This is a genomic window from Pseudomonas sp. DF5 (assembly GCF_058148225.1).
The window spans coordinates 1-15,992 of record NZ_JBYVYM010000041.1; the positions used below are offsets into that span (position 1 = coordinate 1).

Annotated in this window: 12 protein-coding genes and 1 pseudogene; 9 read left to right on the top strand and 4 right to left on the bottom strand. The window is 60.1% G+C overall.

Annotation, left to right across the window (positions count from 1 at the left end; genetic code table 11):
• Window positions 1-227, top strand: a pseudogene (locus AC30D7_RS27210) (hypothetical protein); the annotation flags it as partial.
• Between the two features lie 28 nt (window positions 228-255).
• Here the strand turns inward: AC30D7_RS27210 and AC30D7_RS27215 are convergent.
• The 4 genes from AC30D7_RS27215 to AC30D7_RS27230 all read right to left on the bottom strand — a co-directional run bounded on the left by AC30D7_RS27215 (window position 256) and on the right by AC30D7_RS27230 (window position 3,924).
• Entirely contained in the window at window positions 256-642 is a 387-nt protein-coding gene (locus tag AC30D7_RS27215; RefSeq protein WP_204125096.1) for a putative zinc-binding protein, read from the bottom strand.
• 74 nt (window positions 643-716) lie between these two features.
• Window positions 717-1,391: a Crp/Fnr family transcriptional regulator gene (locus tag AC30D7_RS27220; RefSeq protein WP_019649064.1), complete on the bottom strand. Its 675-nt coding sequence runs from the start codon at window positions 1,389-1,391 to the stop codon at window positions 717-719.
• Window positions 1,392-1,477: 86 nt separating this feature from the next.
• Window positions 1,478-2,125 carry a two-component system response regulator NarL gene (narL, locus tag AC30D7_RS27225; protein ID WP_018927806.1) on the bottom strand — a complete coding sequence of 216 codons (648 nt, stop codon included), beginning with the start codon at window positions 2,123-2,125 and terminating at the stop codon, window positions 1,478-1,480.
• Entirely contained in the window at window positions 2,122-3,924 is a 1,803-nt protein-coding gene (locus AC30D7_RS27230; RefSeq protein WP_490136140.1) for a HAMP domain-containing protein, read from the bottom strand. The genes narL and AC30D7_RS27230 overlap by 4 nt, the downstream gene beginning before the upstream one ends.
• 303 nt (window positions 3,925-4,227) lie before the next feature.
• On the opposite strand from AC30D7_RS27230, the gene AC30D7_RS27235 reads away from it, so the two are divergent.
• The 8 genes from AC30D7_RS27235 to moaA all read left to right on the top strand — a co-directional run bounded on the left by AC30D7_RS27235 (window position 4,228) and on the right by moaA (window position 15,705).
• A complete protein-coding gene (locus tag AC30D7_RS27235; RefSeq protein WP_111454556.1) occupies window positions 4,228-5,532 on the top strand; it encodes an MFS transporter in 1,305 nt (434 codons plus the stop codon).
• Window positions 5,510-6,907, top strand: coding sequence for a NarK family nitrate/nitrite MFS transporter (locus tag AC30D7_RS27240; RefSeq protein WP_490136141.1), 1,398 nt, complete (start codon window positions 5,510-5,512; stop codon window positions 6,905-6,907). The genes AC30D7_RS27235 and AC30D7_RS27240 overlap by 23 nt, the downstream gene beginning before the upstream one ends.
• 68 nt (window positions 6,908-6,975) lie before the next feature.
• Window positions 6,976-10,749, top strand: coding sequence for a nitrate reductase subunit alpha (locus AC30D7_RS27245; RefSeq protein WP_490136142.1), 3,774 nt, complete (start codon window positions 6,976-6,978; stop codon window positions 10,747-10,749).
• A 1-nt stretch (window position 10,750) separates the two neighbouring features.
• Window positions 10,751-12,289: a nitrate reductase subunit beta gene (gene narH, locus AC30D7_RS27250; protein ID WP_018927811.1), complete on the top strand. Its 1,539-nt coding sequence runs from the start codon at window positions 10,751-10,753 to the stop codon at window positions 12,287-12,289.
• A gap of 2 nt (window positions 12,290-12,291) precedes the next feature.
• Window positions 12,292-13,047 (top strand): nitrate reductase molybdenum cofactor assembly chaperone, encoded by a 756-nt coding sequence (gene narJ, locus AC30D7_RS27255; RefSeq protein ID WP_018927812.1) that lies wholly within the window; start codon window positions 12,292-12,294, stop codon window positions 13,045-13,047.
• Complete coding sequence (narI, locus tag AC30D7_RS27260) at window positions 13,040-13,720, top strand: respiratory nitrate reductase subunit gamma (protein ID WP_490136143.1); 681 nt, start codon at window positions 13,040-13,042, stop codon at window positions 13,718-13,720. The genes narJ and narI overlap by 8 nt, the downstream gene beginning before the upstream one ends.
• Window positions 13,721-13,730: 10 nt before the next feature.
• Window positions 13,731-14,687 (top strand): peptidylprolyl isomerase, encoded by a 957-nt coding sequence (locus tag AC30D7_RS27265; protein WP_490136144.1) that lies wholly within the window; start codon window positions 13,731-13,733, stop codon window positions 14,685-14,687.
• A 25-nt stretch (window positions 14,688-14,712) separates the two neighbouring features.
• On the top strand, window positions 14,713-15,705 hold the full coding sequence (gene moaA, locus AC30D7_RS27270; RefSeq protein ID WP_490136145.1) for a GTP 3',8-cyclase MoaA: 993 nt from the start codon (window positions 14,713-14,715) through the stop codon (window positions 15,703-15,705).
• Window positions 15,706-15,992: the final 287 nt, after the last annotated feature.

Consider the following 15,992-nt stretch of genomic DNA (forward strand, 5'->3'; position numbering starts at 1 on the left):
GTTGGATTTTCGTTGGCCCTCAGGCCATCGTTTACTGTAATGCTGTTCACTTAAGCCGTAATGCGATCTGTAGCAGCTGTCGAGCCTGCGAGGCTGCGTTCGGCGGCGAAGCCGTCGTGAATCCGGCTAGTGCGGTCTGCCTGACACGCCGCAATCACTGGTTTGACGACGGCTTCGCCGCCGAACGCAGCCTTCGGCAGCTGCTACAAAGAATGCGTCGCGGCTGAAATTGCTTAAGTGAACAGCATTAATCGTTTACTGGCGGCTTCCGTGCTGCCGGGCATCACTGGCAATCAACCGCCTGATCCCTTCAAACAACTCATCACTCTGCGCCTGTGTGCAGTCCTCGCCATAGCGTTTGCGCAGCCCGTAATGGCTGAGAATCAGGTGCACATCAGCATGCAGGCCATGCTGCTTGAGGCTGTTTTCAACACATTGCAGCGGGCAGCCGTCCAGCGCGAAGATCCGGCGCCCCGAGCGCGCTTTGTTGACCAGCGCTGCCACATGCCCGCCGACACCAACGATGCAGGACATTTCAGCGAGACCACTGCGATCCAGGCGCACGGCCAGGGTGTTGGCCAGTTGGGCGACGTTGGAGCAGCCTGAGCAGGAGTAAACCAAAGGCAGGGTTGAACGGGGCATTTGCATTCTCCGTGGATGGGCTCTGTCAGTGTGCAAGAGGTGTGGCAGGGCGCCTTGATAACGGTCAATTCCGGCTATTGGAAAGCGGCCAGTTCCTCTTCAGCGAGGATGCTGATGTGGCGTCGTTCCATGGCAATCAGGCCGCTTTCCACCAGGCGATGCAGTATCCGCGAAAAGGTTTCCGGCTGAATTCCCAGCTTCGACGCCACCAGGCGTTTGGACATCTGCAAGACAATCTGGCCGGTCACCGGGTGGCGTTCCTGGAACAGGAAATTGATCACCCGACGGCTCGCACTGGCCATGGTCAAGGTATCGATGTCGCGCAGACGCAGGTGCAGGTGAACGCTCATGCTCGCCAGGATGGCCAGGCAGACTTTCGGCTGGTCCTCCAGGGCATTGCGGTAATGGTTGCCGTCGATGCTCACCAGCACGCTGTCCTTCAGCGCGGTGGCGCTCACCGGATACAGACGAGCCTGGCTGAACAGCAAGGCTTCGGCAAAAGTCTGGCCGGGCTGAATGATCTCCACCAGGTTCTCCTGGCCTTCACCGGTGAGCCGGTACAACTTGACCTGGCCGCTGACCAGCAGGAAAAAGCGCCTGGCCGGATCCCCTTGATGCATGAGCGTACTGTGACAACTCAGGCGTTTGAGCATGGCCAGGCTGCAGACTTCCTCGAAGACTTTCTCCGGCAGTTGGCTGAACAGATGATGACGGCGCAACGTTAAAACGATGGAAGGGTGAGTCAGCATGGCGTACCTCCGCTGACGACCATAGTAGAGAGCGTAGGCTCGATGACCTATGCCTCTGCAGGCCTACCTCCAAAGAGGAATACCCGTCAGCCGGCGTTGCGCAGATGTTCCATGGCCCACACCGCCGCCTCGACTCGCGAACGCAAGCCGAGTTTGTGCAACAGGTTCTTGACGTGAACCTTGACCGTGCCTTCGGTGATGCCCAGCTTGTGCCCGATGACCTTGTTGCTGAAGCCGCTGGCGATGGTCTTCAACACCTGGCGTTCGCGCTCGGTGAGTTCCACCACGGCCTGACGCGCAGGAGCACGCAGCGCTTGCGCCATGACTTGGGTCAGTCCCGGGCTGATCACCAGCGCGCCGTTCAGGGCATCGCGGATGTACTGAATCAACAGTTCGGGCTCCATGTCCTTGAGCAGATAGCCGTCGGCATCCAGGCGCAGTGCATCGCGAATATCGTCTTCGGCGTCCGACACCGTAAACAGCAGGACTTTGCCGGTGTAGTGCATGGCTCGTAGCCGGCGCAGGGTTTCGATGCCATTCATTTGCGGCATGTTGTTGTCGAGCAAAACCAGGTCCGGCTGAAGCGGCTCAATGAGACTGAGTGCTTCTTCACCCTGGCTGGCTTCGCCGACGATCAGGAAATCATCTTCGAGTTCGAGCATCTGGCGAATGCCGTGACGCATCATCGGGTGATCGTCTACCAGCAGGATTTTGTGTTGTGGGGACGGGGTCATGTGGTGCTACCTTCTGTTTGCTGCCCGAGAAACTCCGGGTGGAATTCCAGTTGGACACGGGTGCCTTGGGGCTCCCTGGAAAATATCTGCAGTTGGCCGCGCAAGCTGCGAGCCCGCTCATCCATGATGTTCAGGCCGTGGTGTTCGCGCTGGTCGACATTGCCACTGAACCCACGCCCGTCGTCTTCGACCGACAACCTGACGGTCTCGCCATCCTGGCGCAGTTGCAGCCAGGCGTTTTGCGCATGGGCGTGGCGCAGGCAGTTGGAGAGCGCCTCGCGGGTGATCTGCAAAATGTGGATTTGTTCGCTGGCCGATAGCTGGAAGGCCAGCGTGTCGACGTGCAGGTGCACCTGGAATTCTCCGCGACGGGAAAACTCCTCGGCCGTGTCCTTGAGTTCCTGGACCAGTCCCGCGTCGTGAATCTGCAAGCGAAACGTGGTCAGCAACTCGCGCAACTGGCGATAGGCATTGTTCAGTCCCTCGCGCAATTCGCTGGTGACGGTTTCCAGGGTCTGGACCGGTTCGCCCCGGCGCATCAGGGTTTGCATGCGGCTGACTTGCAGCTTCATGTAGGACAGGGCCTGGGCCAGTGAATCGTGCAGCTCGCGGGCGATGATCGTGCGTTCTTCGAGCAGCAGCAGGCGATGATCCTGTTCCCGTTGGCGCTTGAGCGAGAGCGAGGTGCCGATCAGATTGGCCAGGGCCTGGATCAGTTGGGTTTCCCAGGCTTGCATGGGGTGCCCGTCGACAAAGTGCGCCTTGAGCTCACCCAGTTCACTGCCCTGGTTGCTGATGCTGAAGATTTGCGGGTTGGTTTTAGGGTGTCTCTGGCACGTGGCGCAGTCGCTGCTGGCACAGACTTCCCGGATGTTCGCGCCATGCAGGGCGAGCAGCTGCTGGGCCGGTGCCTGCATCTGCCCTTGCAGGCACAGCGACAGGCGCAAGCCGGGCAGGCGTTGCTGGAAGCGCCGAATCAACTCATCCAGGCCTTCGGCATTGGCCAGGCGTGTGGCCAGGCTTCGGCTGCTTTGATACAGAAGCTCCAGGGCGGCATTGGCTTGTTGCAGGTTCAGGGTTTTTTGCTGGACCTGACTTTCCAGGGTGCGATGCGACTCTTCGATCGTCTCGGCCATGGTGTTGAAACTCATGGCCAACTGGCCCAGCTCATCCTCGGACTGATGGTTGACCCGCACCTTGAAGTCGCCGCGACGAAAGCGCTGGGTTGCATCCACCAACTCTTTCAAAGGGGTGACAACGCCGTACTGCAGTTCGTAGAGCCCGAGCAGCAGGACGATCATGGTGGTGAACAGGGCCAGACCCTGGATCGCCTGTTGCCAGCCTTGCTTTTGTTCGCTTTGGCGCTGCAACAGATCGACGAACTGGTTCAGTTGCTCAACGAAGGGCAGGGCCAGGGCTTGAAAGGCCGCTGCATCGCCGCGATCCAGGGCCGGACGCAAATCCTCGCTCCAGCGTTGCTGGATTTGCCCGTAACTGATTTGCAGGGCGGTGGTCGGGCCATCTTCCAATACTGCCTTGAGTGAGTGGCTGTTCAAGCGGTATTGCAGGCTGTCGATGATGCTTGCGACTTCTTCGCCGGTGGCGCCAGCGGCGAGTTTCCAGCTCAGGTGATAGGTCTCCATACGCACCGAGCCTGCGGTGTTGATGGCAGCGGCATCGCCCTGGCTGAACCAGGCGATCAGCCCGGCGCTCAATGAACTGGCGAGCGCCAGCACGGCGATCAGGATCACCGCCAGCCCGGCGCGAGCGGGCAGGGAGCTGCGCAACCAGCGGATCATCGGCGCAGGTCCGGGAAAGCGATAAGAAAACAGAGCATGCACGTTCCAGCGTGGGGTTTTGCCGCCGTTCCTGGGCGAGCTACCTCTAAAGAGTTGTCGACAGTTCCTTGTCGGCAAAAGCGTGGGTTGAAACCCTTAACAAGCTGATAAATAAAGGTTTTCAAGGTTTTCTAGCACTACCTCCTTGGAGGTAGGCGGGCTAAGCATAGGCTTAGGCCCACATGGGCATCGTTGACCTGGGTCAAGTTTTTGCGGGGTTTGCCTCTCTAGTCTGCCGCCATGGCTAATTGACGGGAGAGCATTGTGACCCAACCGCGTGTACGACAAGGCTTGGTGCTGGGCATGAGCACGCTGGCCTTCACTGTGTGCTTCATGGTCTGGATGATGTTTGCCGTGCTCGGCGTGCCGATCAAGGAATTGCTCCAGCTCAACGAAACCCAATTCGGCCTGCTGGCCGCGACCCCGGTGCTGACCGGCTCGCTGGTGCGTTTGCCGCTGGGTTTGCTGACCGACCGCTTTGGCGGGCGCAGCGTGTTTTTCCTGCTGATGCTGACCTGCGTCACGCCGCTGTACTTGATCAGTCACGCCACCGCCTACTGGCAGTTCCTGGTACTGGGTTTGTTCGTCGGCCTGGCCGGTGGCTCGTTTTCCGTGGGGATTGCCTACGTCGCCAAATGGTTCGACAAGGAGAACCAGGGCTTCGCCATGGGCATCTTCGGCGCCGGTAACGCCGGGTCGGCGGTGACCAAGTTCCTGGCCCCGGCGCTGATCGCCGCCGGCAGCTGGCAGCTGGTGCCGAAAGTCTTCAGTGCGATCTTGTTTATCACTGCGCTGCTGTTCTGGTTCCTGACCTCAGAAAACAAGGGCCATCGCAGTGCCACGGGCGCCAGCTTGCGTGAGCAACTGCGCTCGCTGAAGGATCCTGCGGTGTGGCGCTATTGCCAGTACTACTCGATCGTCTTCGGCGGCTACGTCGCCCTGGCCCTGTGGATGACCAAGTACTACGTACAGGAATACGGTTTCAGCCTGCAAAGCGCGGCGCTGCTGGCGGCCTGTTTCTCCCTGCCTGGCGGCGTACTGCGCGCCGTCGGCGGCTGGATGTCGGATCGCTGGGGGGCGCAAAGCGTGACCTGGTGGGTGTTGTGGGTCAGCTGGATCTGCCTGTTCCTGCTCTCGTATCCCCAGACCCAACTGCAAGTGCAGACCATCGATGGTCCGCTGGATTTCCACATTGGCCTGAGCCCCGCGCTGTTCACCGTGCTGCTGTTTGTCATGGGCATCGCCTTCGCATTCGGCAAGGCCTCGGTCTTCAAGTACATCGCCAATGACTACCCGAAAAACATGGGTGCGGTGTCCGGCATCGTCGGCCTGGCGGGTGGCTTGGGCGGTTTTGTGCTGCCGATCCTGTTCGGCGCCCTGGTGGACCTCACCGGCGTGCGCTCTTCCTGCTTCATGTTGATGTACGGCGTGGTCTGGGTCTCCCTCACCTGGATGTACTTCAGCGAAATACGCAAAAGCCCGGTGCTTGGTAAAGAGCCGCTGCTGATTCCGTCCCCGATTTCCAGCATTGCCCAAGGAGAAGAACATGTCCGTTCTGCAAACGCCTGATAAAGGCCCGGTCATTCATGACTGGCGCCCCGAGGACCCCGCGTTCTGGGGAAGTAGCGGCAAACAGACCGCCACTCGCAATTTGTGGATTTCCATTCCTGCGCTGTTGTTGGCCTTTGCGGTATGGATGGTCTGGAGCACGGTGATTGTGCGGTTGAACGCCATCGGCTTCAGCTTCACCACCGACCAACTGTTCTGGCTGGCGGCATTGCCGGGGCTGTCCGGTGCGACCTTGCGGGTCTTCTATTCCTTTATGGTGCCGATCTTCGGTGGCCGGCGCTGGACTGCCCTGAGCACCGCGTCGTTGCTGTTGCCATCGATCTGGATGGGCTTCGCCGTGCAGGACCCGAGCACCTCCTACAGCGTGTTCGTGTTGATTGCCTTGCTCTGCGGTTTCGGTGGCGGCAACTTCGCCTCGAGCATGTCCAACATCAGCTTCTTCTATCCCAAGTCCCAGCAGGGCACAGCCCTGGGCCTCAATGCCGGACTGGGCAACCTGGGCGTTTCGGTCATGCAGTTCTGTGTGCCGCTGGTGATTACCTTCGGTGTGTTCGGCTTCATGGGCGGCTCCTCGCAAGCGTTGCCGGACGGCGGTCAGTTGTGGCTGCAGAACGCCGGGTTCATCTGGGTGCCATTTATTGTCCTGGTGACAGTGTTGGCCTGGTTCGGCATGAATGACTTGTCCAGCGCCCGGGCCTCGTTCAGCGAGCAGGCAGTGATCTTCAAGCGCAAACACAACTGGCTGATGTGCTGGTTGTACCTGGCGACCTTCGGTTCGTTCATTGGCTTTTCCGCCGCGTTTCCGCTGCTGATCAAAACCTCCTTTCCGGATGTCATCGCCTTGAAATTCGCCTTCCTTGGCCCATTGGTCGGTGCGTTGGTACGGCCATTGGGCGGCTGGCTGGCGGACAAGCTCGGCGGCGCGAAAGTGACCCTGTGGAACTTCGTGGCGATGATCGCGATGGTCTTCGGCGTGATGCACTTCTTGCCGCAGAACGGCGCGGGCGGCAGCTTCTACGGCTTCCTTGGCCTGTTCATGCTGCTGTTCATCACCACTGGCGTGGGCAACGGCTCCACCTTCCGGATGATCCCGGTGATCTTCCGCACCCAGCACGAAAAAGCCTCGACCGGGAAATCGCCAGCCGTGCGCGAACAGGCGCTCAAGGATGCCGGCAAGGAATCGGCCGCCGTCCTGGGCTTCAGTTCGGCCATGGGCGCCTTCGGTGCGTTCTTCATTCCCAAATCCTTCGGCACTTCGATGGCCCAAACCGGCGGCCCTGAGATGGCTTTCTACATGTTCGTCGGCTTTTACCTGAGCTGCATCGTCGTGACCTGGTGGTGGTACGCGCGCAAAGGCGCCGCAACCCCCTGCTAATCCGACCCGAATCCAACCATTGCGTGGGCGGGGCACAGAACCCCGCAGCAAGCCTGAGAGGACACACCGTGAGTCATTTACTGGATCAACTGCGGTTTTTCAATCGCAAGCAAAACGAGTTTTCCGATGGTCATGGAGAGACTCGCAAAGAGTCTCGCGACTGGGAGAACGTCTACCGTTCGCGCTGGCAGTACGACAAGATCGTGCGTTCCACCCACGGGGTGAACTGCACCGGCTCCTGCTCGTGGAAAATCTACGTCAAGAACGGCCTGATCACCTGGGAAACCCAGCAGACCGATTACCCGCGCACCCGCAACGATTTGCCTAACCACGAACCCCGCGGTTGCCCGCGTGGCGCCAGTTACAGCTGGTACATCTACAGCGCCAACCGCCTCAAGTACCCGAAAATCCGCAAGCCGTTGCTCAAGCTCTGGCGCGAGGCGCGGCAGACCATGGCGCCGGTGGAAGCCTGGGCCAGCATTGTCGAGAACAAGGCCAAGGCCGACTCCTATAAAAGCAAGCGCGGCATGGGGGGCTTCATTCGCTCCAACTGGGAGGAAGTCAACGAGATCATCGCCGCGTCCAACGTCTACACCATCAAGACGTACGGCCCCGACCGGGTCGTCGGCTTCTCGCCAATCCCTGCGATGTCGATGGTCAGCTACGCCGCCGGCGCGCGTTATCTGTCGCTGATCGGTGGCGCTTGCCTGAGCTTCTACGACTGGTACTGCGACTTGCCTCCAGCCTCGCCGATGGTCTGGGGCGAGCAAACCGACGTGCCGGAATCGGCCGACTGGTACAACTCCAACTACATCATTGCCTGGGGCTCCAACGTTCCGCAGACCCGTACCCCCGACGCGCACTTCTTCACCGAAGTTCGCTACAAGGGCACCAAGACCGTGGCGATCACCCCGGACTACTCGGAAGTCGCCAAGCTCACCGACCTGTGGCTCAACCCTAAACAGGGTACCGACGCGGCGCTGGCCCAGGCGTTCAACCATGTGATCTTCAAAGAATTCCACCTGGACAAGCCGAGCGCCTATTTCACCGAATACGCCAAACGCTACACCGACTTGCCGGTGCTGGTACTGCTCAAGCAAATGGTCGACAAGGCACCGGGCGCCGGTTACCAGCCGGACCGTTTCTTGCGCGCCTCGGACCTTACCGACAACCTCGGCCAGGAAAACAACCCGGAATGGAAAACCATCGCGCTGGATGCCAGCGGTGAACTGGTTTCCCCGCAAGGCTCCATCGGTTATCGCTGGGGTGAGAAGGGCAAGTGGAACATTTTGCCTCGTGAAGGCGGTGAAGGCCGCGAGATCGATTTGAAGCTGAGCCTGATCGGCGATGACGTCGCCGAAGTGGCGTTCCCGTATTTTGCCGGCGAGTCCCACGAGTACTTCCAGCATGTGGCGGGTGATGCCGTGCAATACCGCCGTGTGCCGGTGCACAACGTGGTGCTGGCGGACGGCAGCGTGGCCAAAGTTGCGACCGTATTCGACCTGTCGGCGGCCAATCTGGCGATCGATCGTGGCCTGGGTGGCGCTAACGTCGCCAAGGACTACAACGACGCAAGCGTACCCGGCACCCCGGCCTGGCAGGAGAAGATCACCGGCGTCAGCCGCGAGAAAGCCATCCAGATCGCCCGCGAGTTCGCCGACAACGCCGACAAGACCCGTGGTCGCTCGATGATCATCGTCGGCGCGGCGATGAACCACTGGTACCACATGGACATGAACTACCGCGGGCTGATCAACATGCTCATGCTCTGCGGGTGTGTCGGCCAGACCGGTGGCGGTTGGGCGCACTATGTCGGTCAGGAAAAACTGCGTCCGCAATGTGGCTGGCTGCCCCTGGCATTCGGCCTGGACTGGAACCGTCCGCCACGCCAGATGAATGGCACCAGCTTCTTCTACGCCCACAGCTCGCAATGGCGCCACGAGAAGATGAGCATGCACGATGTGCTCTCGCCATTGGCCGACAAGTCGCAATTCCCCGAACATGCGCTGGACTACAACATCCGCGCCGAACGCGCCGGCTGGTTGCCAAGCGCTCCGCAACTCAACACCAACCCGTTGAATATTTGCCGCGATGCCGCTGCCGCCGGCATGGACCCCAAAGACTACGTGGTCAAGTCGTGGCAGGACGGTTCGCTGCGTTTTGCCTGCGAACAGCCGGACAGCCCGGTGAACTTCCCGCGCAACATGTTCATCTGGCGTTCCAACCTGCTGGGCTCCTCGGGCAAGGGCCACGAGTACATGCTCAAGTACTTGCTGGGCACCAAGAACGGGGTGATGAACGAAGACATCGGTCAGGTCGGCGATTGCAAGCCCGAAGAAGCCGAATGGGTGGACGAGGGCGCCATCGGCAAGCTCGATCTGGTCACCACGCTGGATTTCCGCATGTCCTCGACCTGCGTCTATTCCGACATCGTCTTGCCGACCGCGACCTGGTACGAAAAGGACGACATGAACACCTCGGACATGCACCCGTTCATTCACCCGTTGTCGGCTGCGATCGACCCAGCGTGGGAATCGCGTTCCGACTGGGAGATCTACAAAGGCATCGCCAAGGCATTTTCCGCCATGTCCGAAGGGCACCTGGGCGTCGAGAAGGACCTGGTGACCGTGCCGTTGATGCACGACAGCGTGGGCGAACTGGCCCAACCGTTTGGCGGCACCGACTGGAAAACCGCCGGCGTGGCCCCGGTGCCGGGCAAGAACGCGCCGAACCTGCAAGTGGTAGAGCGTGATTACACCAACATCTACAAGCAGTTCACTTCGCTGGGTCCCTTGCTGGAGAAACACGGCAACGGCGGCAAGGGCATCAACTGGAACACCGACAAGGAAGTGAAATTCCTCGGCGAGCTCAACCATCACGAAACCGCTGCCGGTATCAGTCAGGGTCGGCCGAAAATCGACACGGCCATCGATGCCGCAGAAGTGATCCTGTCCCTGGCCCCGGAAACCAACGGCCATGTGGCGGTCAAGGCCTGGGCTGCGCTGTCGGAATTCACCGGCATCGACCACAGCCACCTGGCGTTGTCCAAGGCTCACGAGGCGATTCGTTTCCGCGATATTCAGGCGCAGCCGCGCAAGATCATTTCCAGCCCTACCTGGTCGGGTCTCGAAGACGATCACGTCAGCTACAACGCGGGCTACACCAACGTTCACGAAGCCATCCCATGGCGCACCGTCACCGGTCGCCAGCAGTTCTACCAGGATCACCCGTGGATGCAGGCGTTCGGCGAGCAACTGATGAGTTACCGCCCGCCGGTCAACACCCGCACCATTGAAGGGGTGAAAGGCAAGCGCAGCAACGGCGAGACCGAAATCGTCCTGAACTGGATTACTCCGCACCAGAAATGGGGCATCCACAGCACTTACAGCGACAACCTGTTGATGCTGACCCTCAGCCGCGGCGGGCCGATTGTCTGGCTCTCGGAGAACGACGCGAAAAGCGCCGGCATTGAAGACAACGACTGGATCGAATGCTTCAACGCCAACGGCGCGCTGACCGCACGAGCGGTGGTCAGCCAGCGGGTCAAGGACGGCATGGTGATTATGTACCACGCCCAGGAACGGATCGTGAACGTGCCCGGTTCGGAAACCACCAAGACCCGTGGCGGCCACCATAACTCGGTCACCCGCGTGGTGCTCAAACCGACCCACATGATCGGTGGCTATGCGCAGCAAGCCTACGGTTTCAACTATTACGGCACGGTCGGTTGCAACCGCGACGAATTCGTCGTGGTACGCAAGATGGCCAAAGTCGACTGGCTCGATGGCTCAAACGGCGATGACCTGCCGCGTCCTCTGCCGACTGATATCGAGGAGAACTGAGATGAAGATTCGCTCACAAATCGGCATGGTTCTGAACCTGGACAAGTGCATCGGTTGCCACACCTGTTCGATCACCTGCAAGAACGTCTGGACCAGCCGCGAAGGCATGGAATACGCATGGTTCAACAACGTCGAATCGAAACCCGGTATCGGTTACCCGAAAGAATGGGAAAACCAGGACAAGTGGAAGGGCGGCTGGATCCGCAATGCCAACGGCACGATCAACCCGCGCATCGGCGGTAAATTCCGCGTATTGGCGAATATTTTCGCCAACCCGGACCTGCCGAGCCTCGACGATTACTACGAACCGTTCGACTTCGATTACCAGCACCTGCATACCGCGCCGCTGGGCGAGCATCAGCCCACCGCGCGCCCGCGTTCGCTGATCTCCGGCAAGCGCATGGAAAAAATCGAGTGGGGCCCGAACTGGGAAGAAATCCTCGGTACCGAGTTCGCCAAGCGCCGCAAGGACAAGAACTTCGACAAGATCCAGGCGGACATTTACGGCGAATACGAAAACACCTTCATGATGTATTTGCCGCGCCTGTGCGAGCACTGCCTCAACCCGGCGTGCGCGGCGTCGTGCCCGAGCGGGGCGATCTACAAGCGCGAAGAAGACGGCATTGTGCTGATCGACCAGGAAAAATGCCGTGGCTGGCGGATGTGCATCAGCGGCTGCCCGTACAAGAAGATCTATTTCAACTGGAAAAGCGGCAAATCCGAGAAGTGCATCTTCTGCTACCCGCGTATCGAAGCCGGGATGCCGACTGTTTGCGCCGAAACCTGTGTCGGGCGTATCCGTTACCTCGGTGTGCTGCTGTATGACGCCGACCGCATCAGCGAAGTGGCGAGCACCGCCAATGAGCAAGACCTGTACGAGAAACAACTGGAGATCTTCCTCGATCCGAATGACCCGGCAGTGATTCGCCAGGCCCTGGCCGATGGCGTACCGCAGTCGGTGATTGATTCCGCCCAGCGTTCGCCGGTCTACAAAATGGCCGTGGACTGGAAACTCGCACTGCCGCTGCACCCGGAATACCGCACCTTGCCGATGGTCTGGTACGTGCCGCCGCTGTCGCCGATCCAGAACGCCGCTACCGCCGGCACCGTAGGCATGAACGGGGTGATCCCGGATGTCGACAGCCTGCGTATTCCGCTGAAGTACCTGGCGAACCTGCTGACAGCGGGCGATGAAAAACCGGTCAAGCGCGCACTTAAACGCTTGCTGGCGATGCGCGCCTACAAGCGTTCCGAGCAAGTCGATGGCGTTCAGGACCTGCAAGTGTTGAAGGACGTCGGCTTGAGCGTGGCCCAGGTCGAAGAGATGTATCGCTACCTGGCGATTGCCAACTATGAAGACCGCTTTGTGGTACCGAGTGCCCACCGTGAAGACGCCATGAGCGACGCCTTTGCCGAGCGCTCCGGTTGCGGCTTCAGTTTCGGCAGCGGCTGCAGCGGCAGCTCCGACACCAACATGTTCGGTGCGAAGAAAGCCAACCGCCGCGACGTCCTGAAAACCGTCCAGTTGTGGGAGGAGTGAGCATGCAAATTCTCAAAGTGATTTCGCTGCTGCTCGACTATCCGACCGAGACGCTGATTGGCGGGCGCGACGAACTGGAGCAGGCGATCATCCAGTCACGGGAAATCAGCCCCAAGCAACGTGGTGCGTTGTTCGAGTTGCTGGAGCTGATCTGCGCCAATGACCTGATGGACGGGCAGGAGCACTACGGTGCGCTGTTCGGCCGGGGGCGCTCACTGTCGCTGCTGCTGTTTGAGCATGTCCATGGCGAATCCCGCGATCGTGGTCAGGCGATGGTCGACATGATGGCGCAATACGAAGCCGCCGGTTTTGCCATCGGCGTCAAGGAGCTGCCGGACTATATCCCGCTGTACCTGGAGTTTCTCTCCACCCGCGAAGACCTCGAGGCCCGCGAGGGCCTGGCGGATGTTTCGCACTTGCTGGCCTTGCTCGCGGCTCGTCTGGAAGAGCGCGAAAGCGCCTATGCCAGCTGCTTCCGGGCGTTGCTGCAAATTGCCGGGGCCGAGCCCCATCAAGCGGTGGCCGACCTGCGGGCGCAGGTGGCAGCGGAACCGCGCGACGACTCCCTCGAAGCCCTCGACAAGATCTGGGAAGAGGAGGCGGTGGACTTTCTCCAGGCCGAACAGCAGGACCGTTGCAGTTCGTTGCCTGGCGCCCCGGGCAAGGCCCGGGAAGAAAGCGCGGTGCCGTTGCACTGGGTGGATTTTCAGCATGAAGGGTTGGCCACCGTGCCAGCCAAGGAGGTAGGCAATGTCTAAATGGAACCTGTTGTTGTTCGGGATCTATCCCTATGTCGCTTTGGCGATTTGCCTGATTGGCAGTTGGGCCCGTTTCGATCTGTCGCAGTACACCTGGAAGGCTGGCTCCAGCCAGATGCTCAACCAGCGCGGCATGCGCATGGCGAGCAACCTCTTTCACATCGGTGTGCTGTTTGTACTGGCCGGGCATTTCGTCGGCCTGCTGACGCCTGCATCGGTTTATCACCATGTGATCAGCACCGAGAACAAGCAGTTGCTGGCGATGGTGTCTGGCGGGCTCTTCGGCCTGTTGTGCTTGATCGGCTTGCTGATGCTGGTCAACCGGCGGCTCACCGATCCACGGGTTCGCGCCGCCTCTAGCGCTTCGGACATTCTGATTCTGCTGGTGCTGCTGGTGCAGTTGCTGCTCGGTTTGCTGACGATTGCAGCGTCCACCGCGCACATGGACGGCTCGGTGATGGTGATGCTCGCCGACTGGGCGCAGAACACCGTGCTGTTGCGGCCGATGGAAGCGGCGGCGTCCATTGCGCCGGTTGGGCTGACCTACAAGCTGCATGTGTTTCTCGGCTTGACCCTGTTCGTGTTGTTCCCCTTCACCCGTCTCGTACACATCGTCAGTGCACCGATCTGGTACCTGGGGCGTCGTTATCAAATCGTTCGGCAGAAAGTCTGAGGAGAACATCATGTCAGGTGGATGTGGATGTGGCGGCGGTAACGGCGGCAGCGGTGGCTGCGGTTCTTCTAAAAATGCAGAGCTTTCGGCGCCGGAAGTTGTCGATATCGCGCAGTTTGAAGCACTGCCGGTCGAGCCGGCGGCGGCCGAGGACGCCCCGGCGCAGTTGATCGCCAGCAGCGAACAGGAGTGGCCGATCATCAGCGTCAACGGGGTGTCGATCGCGCCTGAGGCAATGGCCCAGGAGCTGCAATATCACCCGGCCGAAAGCCGTGAAGAGGCGGTCTATCTGGCCGCCAGGGCGCTGGTGATCCGCGAGTTGTTGCAGCAGCGCATTGCCGAGCTCGGCTTGTCGCTGGAGATCGGCGCCGGTGAGAACGAAGAAGAAGCAGCGACGCGTTTGTTGCTCGAGCGAGAAGTGCATGTGCCGCAGTGCGATGAAGAAACCAGTCTTCGCTACTACGAAAACAATCGTGGACGTTTTCATAGCGCGCCATTGCTGGCGGTGCGGCACATCCTGCTCGAATGCGCGCCGGACGACGCCGAGGCCCGCGCCCTTGCGCATGTCCAGGCCGAAATCCTGTTGCAGCGGCTGGCGGATTTTCCCGGCAGTTTCGCTGAGCTGGCGGTGAAGTATTCGGCCTGCCCGTCGAAGGCCCAAGGCGGTTCTCTGGGGCAGATCAGCAAGGGCCAGACCGTGCCTGAACTGGAGCGTCAGTTGTTCACCCTGGCACCGGGCCTGGCCAGCAAACCGCTGGAAAGTCGCTACGGCTGGCATGTGGTGAGTGTCGATCAGCGGATTGAAGGCATGCCGTTGCCCTATGAAGTGGTGTCGACGGCGATCCGCACGCAGTTGCAGCAAGGCGTCTGGCAAAAAGCGCTGGTGCAGTACCTGCAAACCCTGATCGGAGCGGCGGATATTCGTGGCATCCACTTGCAGGGCGCCGACTCACCGCTGGTGCAGTGAGCTTCGAGACAAACCGGGAGATGTGATGAACGCTGTCATGCAGGATGGTTTTGGACGGCAGATCGATTATCTGCGGATGTCGGTGACGGACCGTTGTGATTTTCGTTGTGTGTATTGCATGGCGAAAAACATGACGTTCCTGCCGCGTCAGCAGGTCCTGACGTTGGAGGAATTGCAGCGCCTGGCAACGTTGTTCGTCGGGTTGGGCGTCCGCAAAATCCGCCTCACCGGCGGTGAGCCGCTGATTCGTCCGGGCATTGTCGAACTGTGCCGCAACATCGCCGCGCTGCCCGGTTTGCGCGAACTGGTGATGACCAGCAACGGCTCGCAACTGGGCCGTCTGGCCCGGCCATTGGCGGAGGCAGGCGTCAAGCGGATGAACATCAGCCTCGATAGTCTGGACGGGCAGAAGTTTCGCGCAATCACCCGCAACGGCGATCTCGATCAGGTGCTGGGTGGCATTGAAGCGGCGCGGGATGCGGGGTTCGATCGGATCAAACTCAACTGCGTGGTGATGAAAGGGCGCAACTTCGATGAAGTTCCGGCGTTGGTGCAGTACGCCATCGATCAGCGTATCGATATCAGTTTCATCGAAGAAATGCCGTTGGGCGATGTCGGCAGGTCACGGGGTGAATCGTTTTGTTCCAGCGATGAAGTGCGGGCATCGATAGCCGCTCAACATCGGTTGCTCGACAGTACGGAAAACAGCGGCGGACCGGCGCGCTATGTTCGTCTGGAGCGCCATCCCGAGACTCGGATCGGTTTCATCTCACCCAACAGTCACAATTTCTGTGGCACCTGCAACCGGGTGCGGATGACCGTTGAAGGGAAGCTGTTGCTCTGTCTTGGCCAGGAAGACGCGCTGGATTTGCGCGGATTGCTGCGGCGTTATCCGCTGGACGACCAGCCGCTGATCAATGCGGTGCAAAAGGCCTTGCGCGGCAAGCCATTGCGCCACGACTTCGGCCCCGAAGGCGAGGTGCAGATTGTGCGGTTCATGAACATGAGCGGCGGTTGAGCTGTTCTGTTAAGGAAAGAGTTTGCTAAACACACTACTTGTGGCGAGGGAGCTTGCTCCCGCTGGGTTGCGAAGCAACCCTAAATGAGGCACTACGATTATTCAGACAAATCGAGCTTGCAGAATTGCGACCGCTTCGCGGCCGAGCGGGAGCAAGCTCCCTCGCCACAGTGTTCGCACCGATTTTTCCTTCACCGCCTTCGGGCGGTTTTTTTCACCGGCAAATCTTGATGTCGATCAATTGCAGAACAGCACTTTGTCCGTAGTCTTCACTGCATGTTGTGTTT